The sequence below is a fragment of the Sinorhizobium terangae genome, from assembly GCF_009601505.1.
GTDB classification, from domain to species: domain Bacteria; phylum Pseudomonadota; class Alphaproteobacteria; order Rhizobiales; family Rhizobiaceae; genus Sinorhizobium; species Sinorhizobium terangae.
Map to the genome: position 1 here is coordinate 99,760 of NZ_WITC01000036.1, position 23,784 is coordinate 123,543.

The following is a 23,784-nucleotide window of genomic DNA, read 5'->3' on the forward strand; positions in this document are numbered from 1 at the left end:
TGTACCGGATGAACGCGACAAGCGCAATTCACCCGGCCAAACGGTGCGTCAAGGCTTGAATCCAAGCTCCCTCAGAGCCGAAGCATCGCGGGCGGAAACGTCCGGATAGAGCGGGTCGGAACCGACATCCGTGGTGATTCGCCAGGAACGAGCGCATTTCTGCCCCTCGGCCAGCCTCGGCACGACACTGACCTTGGCGACGTCCGGCAACGCGAAGGCATCGGCCGGTCCCTCGGAGCCGACGACCTCGATCGCCGATGTGATGCAGATCTCGGCAAAGTCCTGGCCTTCGAGCGCCTGGCGCAAATCCGCATCCGCAACATGGACGACGGGCGCCGCTTCCAGCGACGAGCCGATGCGCTTTTCCTTGCGCTCGATTTCGAGTGCACCGGTCACGACCTTGCGGACTTCGCGGATCTTGCGCCACTTCTCGGCGAGCGCGTCGTTACGCCACTCCGCCGGCACGGTCGGGAACTGCTCCAGATGCACCGAGACGGCTTCCGGGTTGCGGGAGAGCCAGGCTTCCTCGGTGGTGAAAGGCAGCATCGGAGCGAGCCAGGTAACCAGACAATCGAAAATCGTTCGGATGACGTGCAGCGCGGCGCGGCGACGGATCGAGGACGGTGCGTCGCAGTAGAGCGCGTCCTTGCGGATATCGAAGTAGAACGCCGACAGCTCGACATTCGAGAAATCGATAAGCGCACGGGCGATCCGCTTGAAGTCGAAGGCGTCGTAGCCGTCGCGCACCAGCCGGTCCAATTCGGCCAAACGGTGCAACATCAACTGTTCGAGTTCCGGCATGTCGGAAAACGCGATCACCTCGCCCTTGTCATGAGCGAGCGTGCCGAGCATCCAGCGGATCGTGTTCCTGAGCTTGCGGTAGGCGTCGATGTTGGTCTGGATGATCGTCTTGCCGAGACGCTGATCCTCCCAATAGTCCGTCGTCATTACCCAGAGGCGCAGGATGTCGGCGCCGGCATCCTTCATCACCTCCTGCGGGGTGACGGTGTTGCCCTTCGACTTCGACATCTTCTCGCCCTTCTCATCCATGGTGAAGCCATGGGTGACAACGGCGTTGTACGGCGCGCGGCCGCGCGTCGCGCAGCTTTCGAGCAGCGACGAGTGGAACCAGCCGCGGTGCTGATCCGAGCCCTCGAGATAAACGTCGGCCGGCCACTTCAGGTCGGGGCGATCCTCCAGCGTGAAGGTATGGGTCGAACCGGAATCGAACCAGACGTCGAGAATGTCCATGACCTGATGCCACTTGGCATGGTCATGGTCGTTGCCGAGGAAACGCTCCTTGGCGCCTTCGGCGAACCAGGCGTCGGCGCCCTCCTTCTCGAAGGCTTCGAGGATCCGGGCGTTGACGGCGTCATCGATGAGGATTTCGCCCTGATCGTCGGCGAAGATCGCGATCGGCACGCCCCAGGCACGCTGGCGCGAAAGCACCCAGTCCGGCCGCTGCTCGATCATCGCACGCAGGCGGTTCTGGCCGGCGCCGGGCACGAAGCGCGTGCCGTCGATCGCCTTCAGGGCGCGCGAACGCAGGGTCGTGCCGTCGCCGAAGTCCTTGTCCATGTAGACAAACCATTGCGGCGTGTTGCGGAAGATGACCGGCTTCTTCGACCGCCAGGAATGGGGATAGGAGTGCTTCAAGCGGCCACGAGCAAATAGCGTGTGGCGGGCGATCAGCGCCTTGATGACGCGATCATTGGCGTCGCCCTTCTTGCCCTTGTCGTCGATGACGCGACCGGCTCCACCTTCCGCATCCGGACCGAAGCCGGGCGCATCGGCGGTGAAATAGCCGGCATCGTCGACCGTGAACGGGATCGCCGAGGAGATGCCGCGCGCTTCGAGTGCGCGGGCGCTGTCCATCCAGGCGTCAAAGTCTTCGCGGCCGTGACCGGGGGCCGTGTGAACAAAGCCCGTGCCGGCATCATCCGTCACGTGATCGCCGTCAAGCAGCGGCACGTGGAAGGCATAGCCGCCGCCGAGACCGTGGAGCGGATGGGCGCACGTGATCGCCGCAAGCTCGTCCGCTTCGACGTCGCGGACGAAGCTGAACGTCACCTTCGCCTTGGCAGCCGACTCTTCGGCAAGGCGCTTGGCAAAGATCAGCTTTTCGCCGGGCTGCGGACCATAGTCGTTTTCGGCGGTCGCGACCTCATAGAGGCCATAAGCGTAACGGGACGAATAGGCGATCGCGCGGTTGCCGGGGATCGTCCAGGGCGTCGTCGTCCAGATCACGACGAAAGCGCCTGCGAGTGCGTCCGGGCCCTCGGTGATCGGGAATTTTACCCAGATCATGTCGCTCTCGACATCGGCATACTCGACCTCGGCCTCGGCGAGCGCCGTGCGCTCGACCACCGACCACATGACCGGCTTCGAACCACGATAGAGCTGACCGGCCTTGGCGATCTTCATCAATTCGCCGGCGATGCGGGCTTCCGCATGGAAGTTCATCGTCGTGTAGGGCCGCTCGAAATCACCCTCGATGCCAAGGCGCTTGAACTCCTCGGTCTGGACCTCGATCCAGCCGCCGGCGAAGTCACGGCACTCCTTGCGGAACTCGTTGACCGGAACCTCGTCCTTGTTCTTGCCCTTCTCGCGGTACTTTTCCTCGATCTTCCACTCGATCGGCAGGCCGTGGCAGTCCCAGCCGGGAACGTAGTTGGCGTCGAAGCCACGCATCTGGAACGATCGGTTGATCACGTCCTTGAGGATCTTGTTCAGCGCATGGCCGATATGGATGTTGCCGTTGGCGTAGGGCGGACCGTCGTGCAGCACGAACTTCTCGCGGCCGGCAGCCGACGCCCGGAGCTTCTTGTAGAGGCCCATCTTCTGCCAGCGGGCAACCGTCTCCGGTTCCTTCTGCGGCAGACCGGCGCGCATCGGAAACTCCGTCTGCGGCAGATAGAGGGTAGAAGAATAATCGATCTTTTCAGCGGTTTCTGTCATGGTCTTTGCGTTCGTCTTTTCCGCGCGGGTATCGTCACGCATGCGGAACGGGTCTCTGTCTCGAAGATGACTTTGGGGGGCGTGGAAACGCCGAAATCCCGGACCCGCCGGCGGTCTAGCGCGCGCGGAGGGCCGGGCCAATAATTCGCTGATCGACGATCAATCGACGGTGCCGGGTCATAGTGGCCGGTTCTTTAAGGCGTTTTCAGCCTTTTGAAAAGGTCCGCCAACGTCGCATGGCCGAATTCTTTGGCTGCGAAAGGCCGGGCGCCTCCCGGCAGAGCTCAGGCGAAATTGAGTCTCCGGTCGATCTCGCTCAGGGGCTGGACGCCGGAAAGGAGCTGGCGCGCCTCCTCCTCGTCGCGCTTGATCTGCGCCATCAGCGGCTCCAATCCATCGAACTTGAGCTCATCGCGGAGATGGCCGAAGAAGGAGACACTGCAGACTTCGCCGTAAAGCTCACCGGAGTAGTCGAAGACGAAAGTCTCCAGCAGCGGCTCGCCATCGCTGTCGACGGTCGGGCGACGGCCGTAGCTTGCGACGCCGTCGTAAAGAGAGCCATCGGCGCGGCGGAACCGCACGGCGTAGATGCCGTTCTTGAGTTCCGCTTCGGGCGGCAGCCTCATATTGGCGGTCGGAAAGCCGAGCGAGCGTCCAAGCTTCTTGCCGCCGATCACTTCCGCCTCGACCGTGTGACGGTAACCGAGCAGTCCTGCCGCGTGCGCAACATCCCCTTCGGCGAGCAGGGAACGGATGAAGCTCGACGAGATCACCGAAGCGTTTTCATCGCGGAAGGCATCGACGAGCGTGACGCCAAAACCCTCCCGCTCGCCGGCCGCCATCAGGAATGCCGGGCCGCCTTCGCGCCCTTTGCCGAAATGGAAGTCGAAGCCGGTGACCACGTGGGATGCATGCAGCCATTCGCGCAGGATGCGATGGATGAAATCGGACGCGGAAAGCTGAGAGAAGGTCCGGTCGAAGGGGTATTCGATGACGGCGCCGAAGCCCATGCCTTCGAGGATGCGGGCCTTGAGCGGGGCGGGCGTCAGGCGGAAGACCGGCGTGTCCGGCCTGAAGACGGTGCGTGGATGCGGCTCGAAGGTCAGGACGAGCGCGGGAACGCTGCGTTTCGCCGCTTCGTCCAGCGCCCGGTTCAACACCGACTGATGTCCGCGGTGAACGCCATCGAAATTGCCGATCGCGATGACGCCGCCGCGCAGGCGCTCCGGAAGCGGATCACGGGTTTCGTTGCGATGAAAAACCGTCATGTCCGTCTTCCCGTCAGCCAAGCCGCGGCATCCACCACTTCGGCGCGGCCCCTTCCCTTTTCAGGAAGGCGGCAAGTTTCGCCTCGTCGGTGCGGCTTTCATGCATGTATTCCTGGGCATGAATTCCGGCGCTGATATAGAGCAGGTCGAAGCCCGCGTCCTGCGCCCCCTTGACGTCGGTCGGCATGCCGTCACCGATCGCGATGACGCGGGAGAGATCGAACGCACCGCGCACGGCCTTTGCCTCAGTCAGGGCGGCGCGGTAGATCGCGATGTAGGGCTTGCCGGCAATGCGCGCCTCGCCGCCCAGATCCTCATAGAGCTTGGCGATCGCACCGGCACAGGGGATCAGCCGATGCCCGCGCTCCACGACGAGGTCGGGATTGGCGCAGATGAACGGGATCTTGCGCTTGGCGAGTCCCGTCAATGTCGCGCGATAGTGTTCGGGCGTTTCGGTCTCATCGTCATAAAAGCCGGCGCAGACGATCGTCTCCGCGTCCTCCGCCGAAACGATCTCGGTACCTAGACCTTCGAGCAGAGGCAGGTCGCGCTCGGCTCCGATAAAGAAGATGCGTTTCGCGGCTTGCGAGATCAACGCCCGCGTGACGTCCCCTGATGTAACGATGCGATCGTAGGCTTCGTCGGGAACGCCAAGGCCGCGGATCTGCACCACGACGCCGGGATGCGGCCGCGGCGAATTGGTAATGAGGACGACAGTCAGGCCTTTTGCGCGCGCCTCTGCGAGAGCCTCGCAAGCCGAAGCGAAGGCCTGGACGCCATTGTGGAGCACGCCCCAGACATCGCAGAGCACCACGTCGTACCGGCTGGTGATTTCCCGAAAACTGTTGATCCTTACGGCCATATCGGCTTCCCGCAAACTCGGCTTCTCGGCTCACATCGCAAGGAAGGGCAAAGAATACAAGTCTCGCGTTCAGAAAAACGCGGCGCTTCCCAAGAATTCAGACGCACAATGCAGCCAGCGATCTCAGAAAAACCTGAGGAGCGCGTCGGCAGCGAATTCGTCGTCATTGCACACGTCGAAGATTACCCGGGCCGTCGCGATACCCGTTTGTCTGGGGAAATGGAATTGAACGAGGCCACCGTTGACGTCTTTGCATGGTTGCCATTGGATGCGGATTTTGGCGCGATGCCTCGCGTGGGCCGTCCCTCTCCCCATGCAATTGAACAACAAAGGGCTCGCGGCCCATCAACGATCACAACCGGCAAAAATTCTCTCGACCGATCCTTGACTCGTTCAGCGCACGGTCCTATTTCGGCGACGCTAGCACTCGTGAGATATGAGTGCTAACACTCATCCACCGGGTCGATGAACGATCCGCAATGTCATTTGATCGAGGGATTAGACAATGGCAAGCACCAACTTCCGTCCGCTGCACGACCGCGTTGTCGTCCGCCGCGTCGAGTCTGAGGAAAAGACCAAGGGCGGCATCATCATTCCGGACACCGCAAAGGAAAAGCCGCAAGAAGGCGAAATCGTGGCTGTCGGTTCGGGCGCCCGTGACGAAAGCGGCAAGGTTGTTCCGCTCGATGTCAAGGCTGGCGACCGCGTCCTGTTCGGCAAGTGGTCCGGCACCGAAGTCAAGATCAACGGCGAAGACCTTCTGATCATGAAGGAAGCCGACATCATGGGCATCATCGGCTGATCGGCCGGCACCCTCCAACTTCCGTAATTTGAAACCGGGCCCGTCCCGGAACTTCGAAACCAGGAGCTTTCAAAAATGGCAGCTAAAGAAGTCAAGTTCGGCCGTACCGCGCGCGAAAAGATGCTGCGCGGCGTCGACATCCTCGCCGATGCAGTCAAGGTAACGCTCGGCCCGAAGGGTCGTAACGTCGTCATCGACAAGTCCTTCGGCGCTCCGCGCATCACCAAGGACGGCGTTTCGGTCGCCAAGGAAATCGAACTCGAAGACAAGTTCGAGAACATGGGCGCCCAGATGGTCCGCGAAGTCGCTTCGAAGACCAACGACATCGCCGGCGACGGCACGACGACCGCGACCGTTCTCGCTCAGGCGATCGTTCGCGAAGGCGCCAAGGCAGTTGCTGCCGGCATGAACCCGATGGACCTGAAGCGCGGCATCGACCTCGCCGTCACCGAAGTCGTCAAGGACCTGCTTGCCAAGGCCAAGAAGATCAACACCTCGGAAGAAGTCGCCCAGGTCGGCACCATCTCCGCAAACGGTGAAAAGCAGATCGGCCTCGACATTGCAGAAGCAATGCAGAAGGTCGGCAACGAAGGCGTCATCACGGTTGAAGAAGCCAAGACCGCTGAAACCGAACTCGAAGTCGTCGAAGGCATGCAGTTCGACCGCGGCTACCTGTCGCCCTACTTCGTCACCAACCCGGAAAAAATGGTCGCGGACCTCGAAGACGCTTTCGTTCTCCTGCACGAGAAGAAGCTCTCGAACCTCCAGGCCATGCTCCCGGTTCTCGAATCCGTCGTCCAGACCGGCAAGCCGCTGCTCATCATCGCTGAAGACGTCGAAGGCGAAGCGCTCGCAACGCTCGTCGTCAACAAGCTGCGCGGTGGCCTGAAGATCGCTGCTGTCAAGGCTCCGGGCTTCGGCGACCGCCGCAAGGCCATGCTCGAAGACATCGCGATCCTGACGGGCGGCACGGTGATCTCCGAAGACCTCGGTATCAAGCTTGAAAACGTCACGCTCGACATGCTCGGCCGTGCGAAGAAGGTTTCGATCTCCAAGGAAAACACGACGATCGTCGATGGTGCCGGCCAGAAGTCGGATATCGAAGGCCGCGTTGCCCAGATCAAGGCCCAGATCGAAGAAACCACTTCGGATTACGATCGCGAGAAGCTGCAGGAGCGCCTGGCAAAGCTCGCTGGCGGTGTTGCCGTTATCCGCGTCGGCGGTGCGACGGAAGTCGAAGTGAAGGAAAAGAAGGACCGCATCGACGACGCTCTCAACGCGACGCGCGCTGCCGTTCAGGAAGGTATCGTACCGGGCGGCGGCGTCGCCCTGCTGCGCTCTTCCGTCAAGATCACCGTCAAGGGTGAAAACGACGACCAGGAAGCCGGCATCAACATCGTTCGCCGCGCTCTGCAGGCTCCGGCCCGCCAGATCGCTGAAAATGCTGGTGATGAAGCCTCCATCGTTGTCGGCAAGATCCTCGAGAAGAACACCGACGACTTCGGCTACAACGCACAGACCGGTGAATATGGCGACATGATCGCCATGGGTATCATCGACCCGGTCAAGGTCGTTCGCACCGCCCTGCAGGACGCAGCCTCGGTTGCTGGCCTTCTCGTCACCACCGAAGCCATGATTGCCGAGCTGCCGAAGAAGGACGCTCCGGCAATGCCTGGCGGCATGGGCGGAATGGGTGGAATGGACATGATGTGATAAGGCGAAAGCCTTAGCACAGCGATGTTTCCGGTACCGGAACTGAGAGGGCGGCTTCGAGCCGCCCTTTTTGCTTTTCGTCAAACCAAATGATGCATCTCGAACAAGGCACTGCGAAAAAGAAACGGCAGCCCAAAACAGTGCAAAAAACCGTTGAAGTTGTAAAAAAACGAACTATAACAACGCGCCAAGTGAACACCAGATTCACGCGAAGGTGGAGAGCGGCCACGAACTGAACGAGCATCTGCTCGCTTTTGGCTTGTGTACCTGGTCCGAGTAAAGAACATCATCGCCAAAGCTTTTTTGATATTTGCTCGCAACATGGCCGACCTTCTTGCGAAATGATTTCGCTTGACGGGCTGTCTTTCCCGCGTCGAACCAATCGACCAAGAGATCAGCATGGCACGAGTGGCTTGGCCCTCGGATCAACGGCAGCGAGCGGTCCTTTTTCGAATGCGTCTGTCCGGACTTAGATACCGGCTGTTCGCTCTGCATGTTTCCTTAAATCGTTGCCGATTCAAGGATAAAACATCCGGCAATTCAAAGTGCTATAGCGGCCTTGCGCGTCTGATAGGACGCGCCGCGTTGCAGGGCATATCTGGGGCAAGTCGTGTTTAAGATCGCAAGAACAAATTCCCTGTCCTCCGGCATTCACGGCTTGCCACATCAGGAAATACCTGCGCAGTTCTGCGTTTCCGAGGGCTGGTCCGGTGATCTCACCACGGGTCTCTTCGTACTCGGCGACAAGGCCGCAGCGATTCACGGTCTGCGAGAGAACGAGTGCGGATTGCTCAATTTCGTCCGCTGTTACGATCCGGCCGATCGCAATCACGTGCTCGAACTTTTCGAGCAGGCGGCAACGTCTTCCTCGACCTTCTGCTTTTCCACGACGATCATCCTCGAAACCGGGCAAAGGCAGCCGCTCTTCTGCATCGGCGAGTCGTCTGGACTTGAAGAGCGCTATTCCGGCTCGATGCTTGGGGTCTTCTTTTTCCCGCGCTTTCTGATCGAGGGCCCGCAGGCGATGGTGCGGCAATAATCATTCACTGCTTCATTGAAACAGCAGATGGCCTAACTCTCTGAAACTACGCAAGCCTTGGGGTATGCACTTTCCTTCGACCTCCGGCCGGCCGCCGCAGTCGCATCAAGCGACGGCAGCTTGTACTCGCGTGCCCGGGGCTGCGGCGATGGGCGCTGGGCGCCCGAGCAGATAGCCCTGAGCCTCGTCGCAACCCTCCGCTTGAAGGATGTCGAGCTGTTTTTGCGTTTCGACGCCCTCGGCAAGGACCGGCACGGAGAGGCTTTGCCCGAGGGCGAGGATGGCCCGGACGATCGCCTTGGCCTGGGGGCTTCCTTCGACCTCCCACATGAAGCTCTTGTCGAGCTTGATCTTGTCGAAGGGGAACGACCGCAATGTTTCGAGCGACGAGTAACCGGTGCCGAAGTCATCGATGGCGATGGTGACTCCAAGCTCCTTGATCTGGCGGAGCGTCAGCAGCGCGCGCTCCTTGTCGTCGATAATGGTGGACTCGGTGATTTCGAGTTCGAGCCGCTTCGGGCTGAGCCCGGTTTCCGCGAGCACCTGCTGGACGAGGCTGACGATGTCACCATTGGCCAACTGCACCGGCGAGATATTGACGGCAATCTTGTGTTGGCCACCCCATCCGGCCGCCTCGCGGCATGCCTCGCGCAGGACCCATTCACCGATCGGCAGGATCGCACCGCATTCTTCGGCCAGCGGGATGAATTCATTCGGCGGGACCATGCCGCGTTCGGGATGATGCCAGCGCAGCAGCACTTCATAGCCGGTGACGTCGCCGGTCATCACCGATTTCTGCACCTGATAGTGAAGCGCCAGCTGGCCCTTCTCGACCGCGTCCCAGAGATCGTTTGCAAGAGCCCGGCGCTTGCGGGCAGCCTCGTCCATCGAGACCTCGTAGAAGCAGACCGCCTGGTTCAATGCCGCCTTGGCGCGATACATGGCGAGATCGGCATTGTTGATCAGCGTGTCGGCGGTTTCGGCGTCCTGCGGATAGATCGCAACGCCCATGCTACCGCCGGATTTCAGCTCGAAATCACCGAAGCGCATTTCCTCGTGCAGGCAATTTTCAATGCGCCGCAGGAAATCATGGAGCTCGGTGAGTTCCTCGAAGCGCTTCACCGCCGCAAACTCGTCGCCGCCGAAACGGGCAACGAACTCGCCCTCCTGAAGTAGCGCCTTCATCCGCTGCGCGATCGTGACCAGCACGAAGTCGCCCGCGGCATGACCATGCAAATCGTTGACTTCCTTGAACTTGTTCAGGTCAAGGCCGATGACGGCCACCTTGCGCGAGAACCAGGCAGCGGCATCGAGCTCCTCCTCGAGGTAGCTGTTGAACTGCAGCCGATTGGGTAGCCCCGTCAGACTGTCGTGTCGGGCGAGGAACGAAATCTGTTCCTCGGAGTCCAGTCGCTCGGTGATGTCCTCATAGGTGGAGACCCAGCCGCCATCCGGCAACATGCGGTGCTTCGTCAGGATGGAACGTCCGTTCGGCAGCTTCTCGACAAGGTCGGCTCCGCCCGTGCCGACAATGTCGATGCGGTGTTTCTGATAAGCCGCATCGGCTCTGGCCTTGGCCACCGCCGGGTCAGGATAGGCGCTGGCAGATGCCCGCTCGAGAATTTCCCGGAAAGTCACGCCCTTGCCGGCCATCGATTCGGAGAGATTGAAGATCTCGAGGCAACGCCTGTTCGAAATCAGCAGGCGGTCGGCCTTGTCGAACAGACATATGCCCTGCGTCATGTTCTCCAGCGCGATGTCGAGATTCTTGCTGACTTCGGCGATACGATCGGCGTTCGCCTTTTCCTTGGAAATGTCCTTGGCAATCTTGATGAAGCCGCCGTGCCGTCCGGCTTCATCGATGATCGGTTCGATCACCACGTGCGCCCAGTAGCGGGTGTCATCTTTGCGATAGCGCCAGCCTTCCGTCTCGTATTTTCCATCGAGAAGGGCGAGACGCAGCGCCTGTTGCGGCAGGTTGGCCTGCCTTTCTTCCGGTGCGTAGAAGCAGGCGAAATTCTTGCCGATGATCTCCGCGGCAGTGTATCCCTTGTTCGCCTCAGCACCGGCATTCCAACTGGTCACGTGGCCATCGATGTCGAGCATGCAGATCGCATAGTCCTTGACGCTCCGGACGAAGCGGGAAAACTCCTTCTCCGACGCGGCCGCCAGGACCTCCGCCTGACGGGCGAAACCGGCCGCAGTCAGAACGATCGACAGCAGGAAGAATGCCGTTCCTGCAATGACGAAGGCCAAGAGATGCGGCTGCAGCATGCCTATGCCCGCCTCAGCCACGGGGCCGGCTTCGATCGTCACGGCGGCCATCGCCGTAAAATGCAGCGTCACGATCCCAAGCGTCATCGCGGACGTCGCAAGCAACTTGGCCCTCAGCGGCTGGTCGCCGCGGGCGACTGCGAAAAGCGCGGCCACATCGAACAGCGATCCGGCAAGGATCGAAGAGACGACGAGCGTCGCGTCCCAGCGAATGAAGCCGGGGACGTCCAGCGCAGCCATGCCGAGAAAATGCATGGAGGCAACGCCGGCGCCAAGCACCAGCCCGCCGAACAGCCAGCCGGCGCGCCCCGCCACATAGGTCGCGATGCCGAGGGCCGATACCGTCAGCACAATTGCCGCCGCCAGCGACAGGATCATGAGGTTCGTCTGATAGCCGACCAAGACACCCGGATCATAGGCAAGCATCGCAATGAAGTGGGTTGCCCATATCCCGAAGCCGCTGGCGATGCCGGCGGCGGCGATCCAGGTCGCCCGTGGCCCACCGACCGCAGCGCGCGCACGCTGAAGCAAGGTGACAGCGCCGAAACTCGACAGGAAGCAAATCAACGCCGCCAGCACGACCATTCGCGGATCGTGTTCCACCACGAGGCATGTCAGGATCTTGAACATAACAGATCGCCCAAATAACCACTGCACGGACGCAGGTCACCTGCTCCGGCTCGCCATCTGTTGACGTTTCGCGGTTTAAAGAAGCGTGAAAACCCGACGAAGAGGGCCATTCCGAAACGGAACGGTGCTTTCTTCGTTAACAGATCGAGAATTCCGGGCGATGTCGCCGGCTAAATGAGCAGTGACTTGAGGTCAGTGTCAGGATCGGCGAGTTTCGCTCGATCCGGTGTTGTTCCGCTTTCGAGCAGCTTCTTTCCCGTCACATAGGCCTTGGCGTCGTTTATGGCATCGACGGCGATGAACTTGCCCTGGCGGAAATACCAGACCGATACGCTGCCTTCGCGCTGGCCCGGACGGACCAGCGTTTCGTCGTGGCCGAGACCGAAGCCGGCGATCTGGAGCTTCACGTCGTACTGGTCCGACCAGAACCAGGGCTTCGGATCGTAGGGCTCGGAGCTGCCGGCGAGGATGGCGGCAATCGCCTCCGCCTGGTCAACGGCGTTCTGAACCGATTCCAGGCGGATCCGCATGCCTTGCCACGGTAGGACCGCACAGTCACCCATGGCAAAGATCGCAGGATCGGAAGTTCGGCCGTAGCTGTCAACGATGATGCCGTTGGAGGTCTCCAAGCCCGCGTCATGCGCCAGAGCATCGTTGGCGCTGACGCCGATGCCGACGATCACCACGTCGACCGGGATCGTTGAGCCGTCCGCCAGTTCAGCGGCCGTCACGCGCCCATTGTCGCCGATCAGGCGGTGGAGGCCCATGCCCTCGCGGATTTCGACGCCGCGGGCGCGATGAATCTCGCGAACGATCGCGGATGTCGCGGCCGAGGCCACCCGTTGCAGGATACGGTCCGCCATTTCGATGACGGTCACCTCCATGCCGCAGGTGCGGGCGACCGCGGCGGCCTCAAGGCCGATATAGCCCCCGCCCACCACCAGTGCACGGCGACCGGGGCGCATCTCCTCGGCGAGCAGATCGGCATCCTTGAAATCCCGCACGACGTAGACGCCGGCAAGATCGCCACCGACCGAGGCCGGCAGCCGCCGCGGCGCCGCCCCGGTCGCGAAGGCAAGCGTCTCGTAACCGAGCACCGATCCGTCGCCCAAACTCACCTGCTTTTGCCCGCGGTCGATGCGTGTGACGGTGGTCGAAAGGCGAATGTCGATGTCGTGCTCCGAATACCAGGCCTCCGGCCGATAGAGCAGCCGGTCGAGCGTCATTTCGCGGAGCAGATATTTCTTGGAAAGGGGTGGCCGCTGGTAGGGAAGGCTTGCCTCAGAAGACACGATCGTCACTGGCCGCTCGTCCTTCAAAGCGCGAAGTTTGGCAACCAACGCGAAGGCGGCCTGACCGCCGCCGATAACAACAAGTCTTCCCGACACCTGCTTCCCCGTCTCTACTGCATGATTCCTCAAATCGGGATCGATGTGAGGATAAAATCATGCCGATTCAAAGCGCTACAGCGATCTTTGCACGCCTCGGAAACGCACGGCGCTGTAGACACTGCTTTAGCAAGCCGTACCCTTTCCGCCCGAGCTTCGTCAACTCGGGCGGAATGGCAGGACCGCCAGGGGATCAGGGCTTGCGCGGGATTTCCATCCCCTTCTGCGCGGCCGGCCGCGCGAGGCCGCGATCGACCCAGGCCATGACATTCGGGAAACTCTCGTATTCGAGCACTTCCGCGCCGCCATAGAATCTGCGCGCGCCCTCGACCCAGGGGTAGGTGGCAATATCGGCGATCGTGTATTCGTCGCCCATCAGCCACTGCCGGCCTCTCAGCCGCGTCTCGAGCACGCCGAGCAGGCGCTTCGATTCATCGCGGTACCGCTCCATCGGATAGGAGTTGTTGGCAACCCTTTCGGCCGCGAACTTGAAGAAATGCCCGAACTGACCGAGCATCGGACCAACACCGCCCATCTGGAACATCACCCAGCAAAGCGTCTCGTAGCGGCCGGCGGCATCCGCCGGGATAAGCTTTCCCGTCTTTTCTGCCAGATAAACCAGGATCGCACCGGATTCGAAAAGACCGATCGGCTTTCCGCCGGGCCCGTTCGGATCGATGATCGCCGGGATGCGGCCGTTCGGGTTGAGCGACAGGAATTCGGGCGACTTCTGTTCGTTGGCATCGAACGCAATGCGATGCGGCTCGTAGGGCAGGCCCAGTTCTTCCAGGGCAATGGAAATCTTCACGCCGTTCGGGGTCGGCAGCGAATAGAGCTGGATGATATCCGGGTTGGTTGCCGGCCAGCGGGTCGTGATCGGGAAAGAGGAAAGATCAGCCATAAGGATGCCTCGAGGTGGGATGGCGAAGGTGGGATGTGCCGCCCCTACATAGGTCGTCGCAATTGCAATTGTCAGCACCCGAGGTGAAATTTCCTGCGTGACACCTGAGGCTCGCCGCGGGCTCTCAGAGCGCGGCGCGGACGGCTGCCACGATCCGGTCAATGACGGGATCGCCCGCATGGGCCGCCTTCCGCGCCCTGACGAGGCAGGCTTCCGACCGCAGGATCACACCGTCCGAAAGGATCTTGAGATGGTTCGCCTTCAGCGTCGAACCGGTCGAGGTGATGTCGACGATGATGTCCGCGGAACCGGAAGCCGGCGCGCCTTCGGTCGCGCCCAGACTTTCGACAATACGATAGAGCTGGATGCCATGGCTTCCGGAGAAAAACTGCTGGGTCAGGCGCCAGTATTTGGTGGCGATTGCCAGCCTGCGGCCGTGACGTGCACGGAAATCGGCGGCGACGTCGCCGAGGTCCGCCATGGTATCGACGTCATACCAGATTTCCGGTACGGCCACGACGACATCGGCATGGCCGAAGCCGAGCCGGGCGCAGAATTCCACACGCGCATCCGCGTCGGCCAAGCCCTCGCGAACGAGGTCTTCACCGGTGACGCCGAAATCGACGGCGCCGCTGCCGATCTCGCGAGAGATTTCCGAGGCCGAAAGAAAGGCAATCTCGACGTCGTCCCAGCCTTCGACCCGGCCCCGGTAGGAACGATCGTTGCCGACCGCGACAATCTTCATTCCGGCCCGCTCGAAGATCGCCGAAGCATCATCCTTCATCCGCCCCTTCGAAGGCAGTGCAATCGTCACCGTCAATTCGCGCCCCCTGCGGCAGAAACCGCCTGCTCGATCCGGTCAAGCCACAGGGAGAAGCCGACTGCCGGAATATGTTCACGGGCGCCCAGAAGCGTCAGCAGGCGGTCGAAGCGTCCACCACCGGCGAGAACGGCCGCCATGCCTTCGACCTCGATCTCGAAGACGAGGCCGGTATAATAGTCGAGCGGACGACCAAAGGCGGCGCGATAGCGGACGAGACTGATGTCGGCGCCCGCCTGAGAAAGTGCAGCGACGCGCGCGTCGAAAAGCGCCAATGCGGCTTCGATCTTCAACCCCGACTTTGCAGCGAAGCGGAAAAGTGCGGCCGGCGCATCGGCGAGCGGCAGGTTCAGCGTCAGGAATTCGCGCATGACGGCGAGCGTGACCTTGTCCAGCCGCGTGTTCGCCAGTTCCATTTTTTCCTTCAGGCGGCGAGCGATGTCGCGCGGCGACCGGCTGGCATTGGTGGAGTAGCCGGTTGCCTCCATGGTCTCGCCGATAAGGGCAACGAGCCGATCCTCGTCCTCCAGCATGCCCATGATCGCAAGCCGCTCGACCTCGTGACCGAAGACACCTGCGGATTTCGGATCGGCGAGTTCCGCCAGAAGTTTCTGCAGCTGCTTCGGCTCGCCGAAGGCATGGATCAGCCGCTTCTGCCAGCCGCCAGGCAGCCCGCAGGCTCCGACAACCGCTTCGAACACCGATTGGTCGCCCAGCGTCACCTTAAGGCGCCGTCCCGGCAACCTGTTCGCAAGAACCTGCATCGCGTTGCTCACGGCCCGCGCGTCCGCCCGCGCGGTGTCCGGCTCGCCGAGATCCTCGATGCCCGCCTGATAGAACTCGCTCGACCCCTCGCGCCGCTGGCGGAACACTTCGCCGAGGTAGGCATAGCGCTGCGGCGTGCCGGTCGCCGTCTCGATATGACGAAGGCAAACGGGGATCGTAAATTCAGGACGAAGGCAAAGGCTCTCGCCCGTCTCGCTCTGGGTCAGGAAAATGCGACGCCGCAGGTCTTCGCCTGCCATGTCGAGAAAGGGTTCGGCCGGCTGGATCACCGGCGTATCGACGCGCAGGGTCTCCATCCGCTCGAAATCGGCAAGCAGGTCGCCAGCAAAGGCGGGGAGGTTGATCAGAGGCATCGCGTTCAGTTCGCCTTCGTTCGGTCCTCAGCCTGTGCCGCCAGCATCTCCCGCACCTTCTCTACCAGATCGCTCTCCGGCACGGAAATCTGGGCAACACGCGCCTCGCGCCAGGTAACATTGTCCTGGATTTCGCCCGAGAGACGCTTGCCTTCGATCAGGTCCTTGACCTGCACGACCCCCGAAGCGCGTTCATCGCCGCCCTGGATGATCGCCAGCGGGGAACCGCGGCGGTCGGCATATTTCAACTGATCGCCGAAATTCTTCTTGTTGCCCTGGTACATCTCGGCCCGGATGCCGGCGTGGCGCAGCTCCTGGACGAAGCGCTGGTAGCGGCCCATGCTCTCGATGTCACGATCCATGACGCAGACGACCACGGGCGCGATCACGTCCTCGGTCCCAAGCTTGCCAAGGTTTTTCAGCGCCGTCATCAGTCGCGATACACCGATCGAGAAGCCGGTTGCCGGCACCGGCTGCCCCATGAAGCGCGAGACGAGGCCATCATAGCGGCCGCCGCCGCCAACGGAGCCGAAGACGACCTTCTCGCCCTTCTCGTTCGTCACCGCAAACTGCAACTCGGCCTCGAAGACGGGGCCGGTATAGTATTCGAGGCCACGCACGACCGAGGGGTCGATCTTGATGCGGTCCGCTTCATAGCCTGCGCTGAGCACGAGGCTGCGGATCGTATTGAGTTCGTCGACGCCCTCTCCGCCCTTGGCGGTTCCGGCAACGAGTTCGGCGAGCTCGGCGGCGCTCTTCGCATAGTCAGTGATGCCAACGAAAAACAGGATCTTGCGGATCTGCTCGTCATTCAGGCCCGCACCCTTGGTGAAATCGCCGCTCTCATCCTTGCGGCCTTCGCCGAGCAGCAGTCGCACACCTTCGGGGCCGAACTTGTCGAGCTTGTCGATTGCACGCAAAACCGTCAGACGCGCATTCGCATGCTCGTCACCACCAAGACCGATCGCCTCGAGCACACCGTCGAGAACCTTGCGGTTGTTGACACGGATCACATAGTCGCCGCGCTGAATGCCGAGCGCTTCCATGGTGTCGGCCATCATCATGCACATCTCGGCATCGGCCTGGACGCCCGCCGCACCGACCGTGTCGGCGTCGAACTGCATGAACTGGCGGAAGCGTCCCGGTCCCGGCTTCTCGTTGCGGAAGACGTAGCCCGCCCGATAGGTCCGATAGGGAAGCTGGATCTCGTTGAAGTTCTCCGCCACGTGGCGCGCCAGCGGCGCCGTCAGGTCGTAGCGCAGGCTCATCCACTGGTCGTCGTCGTCCGTCAGCGAGAAGACGCCTTCGTTCGGCCGATCGCTGTCGGGAAGGAATTTTCCCAGTGCATCTGTATATTCGAACATCGGCGTTTCCACCGGATCGAAACCGTAGCGCTCGTAGACCTCCTGGATCTTGGCAATCATTTCGTCGACGGCGCGGATATCCGCCGCCGAACGATCGACAAAGCCGCGCGGCAGGCGCGCCTTGAGCTTCTGCGGTTTCTTCTGCTTTTCGTTCATGAAGAGTATTCCGGACTGTCAAATTCGGTCGGTGCATTCCCTACCGGATCACGTCAAGGGCGGCAAGGGCAGCGGGTACAAAGCGCGCGCATACCGGCCCACTGAGAGCCCCTTCGACGCGTGTCCCCGCTCTACGGCGTTCTGTCGCATGGTACGGCCTCCCCAATAACACATCCGTGATTGTACTTGTCGCTATGTTCTCCTATAGGTTAAGCGCTGGTCGGTCGGGTTGTCCGGCACTGCGACGCAAGGGTTTCAGTGGAGATTTTGGCGGCATGCTGAAATTTGTGAATCCCGGTGACGGGGCCGTCAAGCCCGCCCATCTGCAGGCACATGAAGGCTGGACGCGCGATCTGGAGCGCGGGGATTATCTCGTCGAGCCGTGGCGCTGCCACCTTGCCAGCGGCACATTCCTTCTGGGACCGCGAACGCTCGCGCTTCTCGGCGCGTCGCGAAATCCGTGCGGCATCGTCGACCTGTTGCGCGTCCACGACGGAGACGACAGATCGATAATTCTGAACATACTGGAGCAGGCGACCGGGGCAGCCTCCTCCTTCTGCTTCGCCACGCTCGTGCGTGGTCCATCTGGCCAGTCGGCGCCGCTCTGTTGCGTCGGAAATTCGACGCTTGCCAGCGAAGTTGGAGACGGCGCGCTGGAGGGCGTATTTGCTTTTCCTCGGCGCGCGGATGCGTTGGGGGTGTGACGGCGCCCGCCAACACCTCTTCCACTTGCTGCAACTTAACCTATCTTACAGGCATGCTGCGCCGCCTCGCCCTCGTTCTGCTGTTCCTGTCCGCGCCCTTGGTCGGCGCCCTGTCGGCCGCGACACAGGCCCGGGATGTCGCTACCGCGGGCATGGGGCACCATCATCTGGCGGCCGTTGCCGCGGATCATCACGCTTCCGGCCATCACGCTTCGGGCCATGACGTGCGTTGCGCGGCGGGGGAGCGCTGCAACCTTCCAACAAAGCTGCTGCATCCCGTGCTTTGCGCGGCGTGTCTGGCAATCAGCCCCGCACAGTCCAAAGTGACGCCGCCGGAAACCCCGTCCAGTCGCTTTTCCTTGCGCCACTACGCGGCGCCCGACGACGTAAACGCGAGACCGCCGGTCCCGCCGCCCAAGCCCTTCCTTTCAGCCTAGATCACAATGATTTTAGGTCGAATCGACCTAAAATCCATAAACGTGATCGATTCTAATGAGTTAGAGCGGAATGCGGGCGGAAAACCGTCCACACTTTTCCTCATCCCGCTCTAGAACGCCGCGGTTGTTCGACCCCCCCGAGGACGTCTGAAACATCTCTCCGCTTTTCGGCGCCTCCGCCGGGAAACGGACAAACCCGCAAATCGCGGACGAGCATCCGCGAATAACGGATAAGATTTCGAAAGGAAAACATCATGCCCCTGAAAACCATCACCGCCGCCTTGATGTTGACGGCACTTGCCGCCGCTCCTTCGTTCGCACAGGAGAGCGGCCACGTGCATGGCTCAATGGAAGCCCCAAACACGACGGGCGACACGTCACCGTCCAGCAAGGCCTTCGCCATAGCAAACGCCAAGATGCACAAAGACATGGACATTGCCTTCACCGGCAAAACCGACCTCGACTTCGTGCGCGGCATGATTGCCCACCACCAGGGAGCGATCGACATGGCAAAGATCGAATTGGAACACGGCAAGGATGAAGAAATCCGCAAGCTGGCGGAAAACATCATCAAAGCCCAGGAAGCCGAGATCAAGGTGATGAAGGAATGGCTCGCCAAGAACGGCGGCTAAACGAAGAAAGGGGTTTCCCGCCGGCACACTCTGCTCTTGAACAAGGCAAGTACCTGACGGGAGAGGTTGCCGGCGCCTCGGTTTACGCGGACTGGCGCGCCGGCCTTTTGAATTGTTGCCGCATATCCTCGATGTTCGCGCGGCAAAAGCAGCCTTCGATATGGTCGTTGACGAGGCCTATCGCCTGCATGAAGGCATAGATCGTCGTCGGTCCGACAAAGGTCCAGCCGCGTTTCTTCAAATCCTTCGAAATGCGCGTCGACGTGGCGGTCGTCGGATTGGCGATCAAGGCCTCGTAGCTCACGATCTTCGGACGCTCGCTCTGGTCCGGCTCATGGGACCAGAAATAGGAGGCAAGCGATCCGAATTCCGCGCGCAGTTCCTTGGCGCGCCGCGCGTTGTTGATGGTCGAGACGATCTTGCCGCGGTGGCGCACGATGCCGGTGTCGGCGAGGCAACGCTCGATATCGTCCGCGCCGAATTCGGCAACCCGGTCGAAATCGAAGCCGGCGAATGCCGCGCGAAACGCTTCGCGCTTCCGCAGGATCGTCAACCACGATAGCCCGGACTGAAAACCCTCCAGGCAGATCTTCTCGAACAGCCGGTGGTCGTCCGTAACAGGCCGGCCCCACTCCTCGTCGTGATAGCGCCGATAGTCCTCGAGATTGCCGTGCCAGGCGCAACGATCAAGTCCATCATCTCCGGTAATCAAGCCTTTCGCGGCCATTGTCTCTTTCTCGCTTCAGTTGCTCTTTTGTTCTGTTTACCACTCTGAAACCACTTTCATAAAGTGGCCGATAACCCTACCCGGAGCTTTATCTACGCGCCGGCCTTTTAATGAATGGCCGTTTACCTTTCGGTGGCAACGCGGTGCCACGATCCGGCCATTGCCAGGCATCTCGGCAGGTGAAAGCGCCGCTTTCCCGGCCGCGAAGCCGTTGTTGAAGATTTTTGGCGTAATGTAGCGAGTCCGCCTCATGATGGAGAAATCCCTTTTTCTTGCCGTATCCCTCCTCTGTGTCGTTGCCGGTGAGGCCGGAGCGCGCGACCGGTATCACAACCGGCCGCCGGTCATCGTCAGCCCGGACCTGACGGCCCCTTGGTTGACGCAGCTTGGGGTGATGCAGCCCGGTGGCCAGGCGCGTCCGGTCGCTTACCGTCCGCAGATGCCGGCGGCCACCCGAAAACAGTTCGAACAACGCCAGGTAAGCCGCAAGTCCGGTCCGGCATTGGTACAGCCGGTTGCGGCAGTACGTCCGCAAAAGTCGGTAAAGACGAAGTTCGATCCGCAGTTCCTGCCGCAAACCGTGGCCTATGGAGGTCCGGAAAAGCCCGGCACGATCGTGATCGACACCAACAACCGCTTTCTCTATCTCGTCACCGGCAAGGGCGAAGCCCGTCGATATGGTGTCGGGGTCGGCAAGCCGGGCTTCGAGTGGGCCGGCGCCCACCGGATTACGCGGAAGGCAGAATGGCCGAGCTGGACCCCGCCACAGGAAATGATCGCGCGGGAAGCCGCGAAGGGACACTATCTGCCGGCCCGCATGGAGGGCGGCCCCGCAAACCCGCTCGGCGCCCGGGCGATGTATCTCGGCTCGACGCTCTACCGCATCCACGGCACCAACGCGCCCTGGACGATCGGCTATGGCGTTTCGTCCGGCTGCATCCGCATGCGCAACGAGGATGTCGTCGATCTCTATGAACGCGTGAACGTCGGCACCAAGGTTATCGTGATATAAAATCGCATATTATCTCAATAGCCCGCGCACAAGTTGCGTTTGCACTGGGGAACAGTGGTGCAAACGCAACAGCTGTTCCCGGAGATACAAGTTACGCCGATGCCGATGTTCTATCGGATATGGCGTGGGCGAAATCTTGCGGGTAATTTGAGAACCTGCACGCGATTAGGGTTGAGAGGGAATCGTTAATGAGAATTCATGCCAGCAAGGTGGTGGCGTTCGCTGCCGCGGCGACGGTGCTGTTTGCCGTGACGAATGCATCGGCGTTCACGCCGGCGAACGCACCGGAGGCCGCCGCCAAGCGTTCCGACGTTCTGTTGGTCGCCCATCAAAAGCGTCCGCCACAAAAATATTGGCGCACCAAGGTCCGTTTCCGGACGAATGAGGCTCCCGGCACCATTATTGTCGATACCAACAACAAATATCTCTATTACATCGACGGCCCGAACCGTGCGACGCGCTACGGCATTGGCGTCGGCCGCGAAGGCTTCGGCTGGTCCGGCGTCGTCAAGGTCGGCCGCAAGGCCGAGTGGCCAGCCTGGACGCCCCCGGCGGAAATGCGCGTGCGCGAACGGGCGAAGGGCCGCGTCCTGCCGATCACCCAGGAAGGCGGTATCGACAATCCGCTCGGTGCCCGCGCGCTTTATCTCTACCAGGGTGGCCGCGACACCATCTTCCGCATCCATGGAACGAACCAGCCCTGGACGATCGGCCAGAACATGTCGTCGGGATGCATCCGGATGATGAACGAGGACGTCGAGCACCTTTACGATCGCGCCGACGTCGGCACGAAAGTGATCGTCATAGGCCCAGGCAACAAGCACGGCGATGTTACCTACGACGATCGCGGCGTGGACATTTTCCGTCAGATCTTTGGCGGCTGATCGGATCGGCGGGGCAGTTTGTCCCTCACCCCAGCCCCCTCCCCGCTTGCGGGAAGAGGGGGTTTTAAGGGGGCGCCGCCAGTCGCCTTCGCCCCGCTTGCGGGGAGAAGGTGGCCGGCAGGCCGGATAAGGAGCACGCTTCGCCCATTACAGCCCGGCCGGCCTAGGTCCGCCATAGGCCCAGTCCAGCAGCTCAACGGTGTGCACGATCGGAATCGCCGTCCCGGTCGCGATCTGCGTGATGCAACCGATGTTGCCGGTCGCAATCACGTCCGGTTTCGTCGCCTCGATGTTGCGGACTTTGCGCGCCTTGAGCTTCGCCGATATCTCCGGCTGCAGGATGTTGTAGGTGCCGGCCGAGCCGCAGCAGAGATGGCCTTCCGCCGGCTCGCGAACCGTGAATCCCGCTCGCTTCAACAGCTCCTTCGGCACCGTCGTAATCCTCTGGCCATGCTGCATCGAGCAGGCGGAATGATAGGCAACGGCCATTTTCTGCGGCTCCCGCTGCGGCAGCTCGAGCCCGGCCAGATATTCGGTGATGTCTTTTGCCAATGCGGACACTTTCGCGGCCTTTTCCGCATATCCCGGATCCAGCCGCAGCATATGGCCGTAATCCTTGATCGTCGTGCCGCAGCCCGAGGCGGTCACGACGATCGCATCGAGACCGTCTTCTTCGGCGACCTTCAGCCAGATATCGACGTTACGGCGCGCAGCCTCGAGCGCCCGCTCCTCGCGTCCCATGTGGTGCACCAGTGAACCGCAGCAGCCCTCGCCAGCGGCGACGACAACCTCGATCCCCTGCCCGGTCAGCAGCCGGATCGCCGCTTCGTTGATCTCCGGCTTCAAGACCGGCTGCGCGCAGCCGGTCAGGATCGCGACCCGGCCGCGACGCTCGCCCTTCGTCGCGTAAGTGGCGGGTCTTGTCCCTGCGGACGCCGGCGGCACCGCCTTCGGAGCAAGGTCGAGCATGATGCCAAAAGTCTTCAGCCAAGGGACCCGCTTCGCCAGCCCCGCCAGCGGGCGGGCAACGCCGGCCGCGCGGAGCGCGAAACGGAATCGTCCGGGATAAGGCAGCACCGCGGCGAGAGCGGCGCGCGCCAAGCGATCCTTGAACGGCCTTTTGTAGGTCTTCTCGATGTGGATGCGGGCATGGTCGACCAGATGCATATAGTCGACGCCGGACGGACAAGTCGTGAGACACGAAAGACAGGAAAGACAGCGGTCGATATGGGTAACGGTCTCGCGGTCTGCCGCCCGGCCGTTTTCAAGCATATCCTTGATCAGGTAGATCCGCCCGCGGGGACTGTCGAGTTCGTCGCCGAGGACGACATAGGTCGGGCAGGTGGCCGTGCAGAAACCACAGTGCACGCATTTGCGCAGGATCTTCTCGGATTCGGCGACATGCGGATCAGCGAGCTGCGCGGGTGTGAAATTGGTCTGCAACCGAATACTCCAACTGGCAGGCCCTGCGGGCCCACTGCATGTTTCGTTAAATCCTAGCCGATTTAAGGACAAAACATGCAGCAATTCAAAGTGCTACAGCGTCCTTTGCGCGCCTGATAGGACGCGCGGCGCTGTAGACCGCGACGATTCGGATCGGCCGATCCGTAGCCGTCGAACCATTCCTATAATTTAGGGCGGAATGCGGGAAGATCTCAGCGCCTGCTGCATTTCGCCTCCCCAAAGCTAGACGAGCCAGCTCTCGGGATTGGTGATCGCCTCCTCCCGCGCCGCTTTCTGCAGGCCGATCACGCATCTGACGACGATCCACACCGCCGTGGCGACAAAGCCTAGAACGCCAATGACCAAAACCGTGAGCAGGGCCGAGACGATGCAGAAAAGCAAGGCGATCCAGAAGGTACGGATGGCCCAGATATAATGGGTCCTCGCCCATGGCTCCGCCTTGTCGCGGTTGAGATAGGCGAGCACGATCCCGATGAGCGCCGTGATGCCGATGACAAATGCGATCAGGTAAAGCACGTAGATGATCTGAATATTGACCTTGCCCGGTTCCAGCCAGCGATCGGTCTGGCCGGAAAGCGGTGCCTGTGGACCGGTATCGCTCATCGAATTC

General features: G+C 61.5%; 21 protein-coding genes. 7 read left to right on the forward strand and 14 right to left on the reverse strand.

Annotated elements, in window-relative coordinates:
• Positions 1 to 48 precede the first annotated feature (48 nt).
• The 3 genes from ileS to GHK62_RS08880 form a co-directional block, all read right to left on the reverse strand.
• Complete coding sequence (gene ileS / locus GHK62_RS08870; protein WP_153438886.1) at positions 49 to 2,958, reverse strand: isoleucine--tRNA ligase; 2,910 nt, start codon at positions 2,956 to 2,958, stop codon at positions 49 to 51.
• Positions 2,959 to 3,242: 284 nt separating this feature from the next.
• Positions 3,243 to 4,226 (reverse strand): bifunctional riboflavin kinase/FAD synthetase, encoded by a 984-nt coding sequence (locus GHK62_RS08875; RefSeq protein ID WP_153438203.1) that lies wholly within the window; start codon positions 4,224 to 4,226, stop codon positions 3,243 to 3,245.
• A 13-nt stretch (positions 4,227 to 4,239) separates the two neighbouring features.
• Entirely contained in the window at positions 4,240 to 5,088 is an 849-nt protein-coding gene (locus tag GHK62_RS08880) for a TIGR01459 family HAD-type hydrolase (RefSeq protein WP_153438205.1), read from the reverse strand.
• Between the two features lie 505 nt (positions 5,089 to 5,593).
• Between GHK62_RS08880 and groES the strand changes: the two genes are divergently transcribed.
• Both groES and groL read left to right on the forward strand, forming a co-directional pair.
• Positions 5,594 to 5,890, forward strand: a complete 297-nt coding sequence (groES, locus tag GHK62_RS08885) for a co-chaperone GroES (RefSeq protein WP_012706990.1) — start codon at positions 5,594 to 5,596, stop codon at positions 5,888 to 5,890.
• 75 nt (positions 5,891 to 5,965) lie between these two features.
• On the forward strand, positions 5,966 to 7,603 hold the full coding sequence (gene groL / locus GHK62_RS08890) for a chaperonin GroEL (protein WP_153438207.1): 1,638 nt from the start codon (positions 5,966 to 5,968) through the stop codon (positions 7,601 to 7,603).
• A gap of 204 nt (positions 7,604 to 7,807) precedes the next feature.
• On the opposite strand, the gene GHK62_RS08895 is transcribed toward groL, so the two are convergent.
• Positions 7,808 to 8,098: a hypothetical protein gene (locus GHK62_RS08895; protein WP_153438209.1), complete on the reverse strand. Its 291-nt coding sequence runs from the start codon at positions 8,096 to 8,098 to the stop codon at positions 7,808 to 7,810.
• 115 nt (positions 8,099 to 8,213) lie between these two features.
• Here GHK62_RS08895 and GHK62_RS08900 point away from each other — a divergent pair, with 115 nt between their 5' ends.
• Positions 8,214 to 8,642, forward strand: coding sequence for a hypothetical protein (locus GHK62_RS08900; protein ID WP_184108441.1), 429 nt, complete (start codon positions 8,214 to 8,216; stop codon positions 8,640 to 8,642).
• A gap of 105 nt (positions 8,643 to 8,747) precedes the next feature.
• Here the strand turns inward: GHK62_RS08900 and GHK62_RS08905 are convergent, their stop codons facing one another.
• From GHK62_RS08905 to hisS, 6 genes are all read right to left on the reverse strand, one after another.
• A complete protein-coding gene (locus tag GHK62_RS08905; protein ID WP_153438213.1) occupies positions 8,748 to 11,546 on the reverse strand; it encodes a bifunctional diguanylate cyclase/phosphodiesterase in 2,799 nt (932 codons plus the stop codon).
• A gap of 170 nt (positions 11,547 to 11,716) precedes the next feature.
• Positions 11,717 to 12,934 (reverse strand): NAD(P)/FAD-dependent oxidoreductase, encoded by a 1,218-nt coding sequence (locus GHK62_RS08910; protein ID WP_184108440.1) that lies wholly within the window; start codon positions 12,932 to 12,934, stop codon positions 11,717 to 11,719.
• Between the two features lie 193 nt (positions 12,935 to 13,127).
• Positions 13,128 to 13,835, reverse strand: a complete 708-nt coding sequence (locus GHK62_RS08915) for a glutathione binding-like protein (RefSeq protein ID WP_153438217.1) — start codon at positions 13,833 to 13,835, stop codon at positions 13,128 to 13,130.
• A 124-nt stretch (positions 13,836 to 13,959) separates the two neighbouring features.
• Positions 13,960 to 14,655, reverse strand: coding sequence for an ATP phosphoribosyltransferase (hisG, locus tag GHK62_RS08920; protein WP_153438219.1), 696 nt, complete (start codon positions 14,653 to 14,655; stop codon positions 13,960 to 13,962).
• A complete protein-coding gene (locus tag GHK62_RS08925; RefSeq protein ID WP_153438221.1) occupies positions 14,652 to 15,794 on the reverse strand; it encodes an ATP phosphoribosyltransferase regulatory subunit in 1,143 nt (380 codons plus the stop codon). The genes hisG and GHK62_RS08925 overlap by 4 nt, the downstream gene beginning before the upstream one ends.
• A gap of 5 nt (positions 15,795 to 15,799) precedes the next feature.
• Complete coding sequence (hisS, locus tag GHK62_RS08930; protein ID WP_153438223.1) at positions 15,800 to 17,314, reverse strand: histidine--tRNA ligase; 1,515 nt, start codon at positions 17,312 to 17,314, stop codon at positions 15,800 to 15,802.
• 275 nt (positions 17,315 to 17,589) lie between these two features.
• Here hisS and GHK62_RS08935 point away from each other — a divergent pair, with 275 nt between their 5' ends.
• Complete coding sequence (locus GHK62_RS08935) at positions 17,590 to 18,018, forward strand: hypothetical protein (protein WP_153438225.1); 429 nt, start codon at positions 17,590 to 17,592, stop codon at positions 18,016 to 18,018.
• Positions 18,019 to 18,053: 35 nt separating this feature from the next.
• Here the strand turns inward: GHK62_RS08935 and GHK62_RS08940 are convergent, their stop codons facing one another.
• Positions 18,054 to 18,239 carry a hypothetical protein gene (locus GHK62_RS08940; protein ID WP_153438227.1) on the reverse strand — a complete coding sequence of 62 codons (186 nt, stop codon included), beginning with the start codon at positions 18,237 to 18,239 and terminating at the stop codon, positions 18,054 to 18,056.
• Between the two features lie 470 nt (positions 18,240 to 18,709).
• Between GHK62_RS08940 and copM the strand changes: the two genes are divergently transcribed.
• On the forward strand, positions 18,710 to 19,087 hold the full coding sequence (copM, locus tag GHK62_RS08945; RefSeq protein WP_153438229.1) for a CopM family metallochaperone: 378 nt from the start codon (positions 18,710 to 18,712) through the stop codon (positions 19,085 to 19,087).
• Between the two features lie 82 nt (positions 19,088 to 19,169).
• Here copM and GHK62_RS08950 read toward each other — a convergent pair whose 3' ends face one another.
• Entirely contained in the window at positions 19,170 to 19,814 is a 645-nt protein-coding gene (locus GHK62_RS08950) for a DNA-3-methyladenine glycosylase I (RefSeq protein WP_153438231.1), read from the reverse strand.
• A 250-nt stretch (positions 19,815 to 20,064) separates the two neighbouring features.
• Between GHK62_RS08950 and GHK62_RS08955 the strand changes: the two genes are divergently transcribed.
• Both GHK62_RS08955 and GHK62_RS08960 read left to right on the forward strand, forming a co-directional pair.
• Positions 20,065 to 20,826 carry a L,D-transpeptidase gene (locus tag GHK62_RS08955; RefSeq protein ID WP_153438233.1) on the forward strand — a complete coding sequence of 254 codons (762 nt, stop codon included), beginning with the start codon at positions 20,065 to 20,067 and terminating at the stop codon, positions 20,824 to 20,826.
• Between the two features lie 188 nt (positions 20,827 to 21,014).
• Positions 21,015 to 21,710: a L,D-transpeptidase gene (locus tag GHK62_RS08960; protein ID WP_153438235.1), complete on the forward strand. Its 696-nt coding sequence runs from the start codon at positions 21,015 to 21,017 to the stop codon at positions 21,708 to 21,710.
• 147 nt (positions 21,711 to 21,857) lie between these two features.
• On the opposite strand, the gene glcF is transcribed toward GHK62_RS08960, so the two are convergent.
• Both glcF and GHK62_RS08970 read right to left on the reverse strand, forming a co-directional pair.
• Positions 21,858 to 23,153, reverse strand: coding sequence for a glycolate oxidase subunit GlcF (glcF, locus tag GHK62_RS08965; protein ID WP_153438238.1), 1,296 nt, complete (start codon positions 23,151 to 23,153; stop codon positions 21,858 to 21,860).
• 243 nt (positions 23,154 to 23,396) lie between these two features.
• On the reverse strand, positions 23,397 to 23,777 hold the full coding sequence (locus GHK62_RS08970; protein ID WP_153438240.1) for a DUF4870 family protein: 381 nt from the start codon (positions 23,775 to 23,777) through the stop codon (positions 23,397 to 23,399).
• Between the last annotated feature and the right edge of the window lie 7 nt (positions 23,778 to 23,784).

Excerpts from the sequence above, each read along its gene's own strand:
- GHK62_RS08905 (WP_153438213.1), bottom strand. The coding sequence starts at position 11,546 with ATGTTCAAGATCCTGACATGCCTCGTGGTGGAACACGATCCGCGAATG.
- GHK62_RS08970 (WP_153438240.1), bottom strand. The coding sequence starts at position 23,777 with ATGAGCGATACCGGTCCACAGGCACCGCTTTCCGGCCAGACCGATCGC.
- GHK62_RS08915 (WP_153438217.1), bottom strand. The coding sequence starts at position 13,835 with ATGGCTGATCTTTCCTCTTTCCCGATCACGACCCGCTGGCCGGCAACC.
- GHK62_RS08875 (WP_153438203.1), bottom strand. The coding sequence starts at position 4,226 with ATGACGGTTTTTCATCGCAACGAAACCCGTGATCCGCTTCCGGAGCGC.
- GHK62_RS08940 (WP_153438227.1), bottom strand. The coding sequence starts at position 18,239 with ATGGCCCGAAGCGTGATGGCCGGAAGCGTGATGATCCGCGGCAACGGC.
- GHK62_RS08895 (WP_153438209.1), bottom strand. The coding sequence starts at position 8,098 with ATGCAGAGCGAACAGCCGGTATCTAAGTCCGGACAGACGCATTCGAAA.
- GHK62_RS08950 (WP_153438231.1), bottom strand. The coding sequence starts at position 19,814 with ATGGCCGCGAAAGGCTTGATTACCGGAGATGATGGACTTGATCGTTGC.
- ileS (WP_153438886.1), bottom strand. The coding sequence starts at position 2,958 with ATGACAGAAACCGCTGAAAAGATCGATTATTCTTCTACCCTCTATCTG.
- groES (WP_012706990.1), top strand. The coding sequence starts at position 5,594 with ATGGCAAGCACCAACTTCCGTCCGCTGCACGACCGCGTTGTCGTCCGC.
- GHK62_RS08960 (WP_153438235.1), top strand. The coding sequence starts at position 21,015 with ATGAGAATTCATGCCAGCAAGGTGGTGGCGTTCGCTGCCGCGGCGACG.
- hisS (WP_153438223.1), bottom strand. The coding sequence starts at position 17,314 with ATGAACGAAAAGCAGAAGAAACCGCAGAAGCTCAAGGCGCGCCTGCCG.
- GHK62_RS08955 (WP_153438233.1), top strand. The coding sequence starts at position 20,065 with ATGATGGAGAAATCCCTTTTTCTTGCCGTATCCCTCCTCTGTGTCGTT.
- GHK62_RS08935 (WP_153438225.1), top strand. The coding sequence starts at position 17,590 with ATGCTGAAATTTGTGAATCCCGGTGACGGGGCCGTCAAGCCCGCCCAT.
- groL (WP_153438207.1), top strand. The coding sequence starts at position 5,966 with ATGGCAGCTAAAGAAGTCAAGTTCGGCCGTACCGCGCGCGAAAAGATG.
- GHK62_RS08880 (WP_153438205.1), bottom strand. The coding sequence starts at position 5,088 with ATGGCCGTAAGGATCAACAGTTTTCGGGAAATCACCAGCCGGTACGAC.
- GHK62_RS08925 (WP_153438221.1), bottom strand. The coding sequence starts at position 15,794 with ATGCCTCTGATCAACCTCCCCGCCTTTGCTGGCGACCTGCTTGCCGAT.
- copM (WP_153438229.1), top strand. The coding sequence starts at position 18,710 with ATGCCCCTGAAAACCATCACCGCCGCCTTGATGTTGACGGCACTTGCC.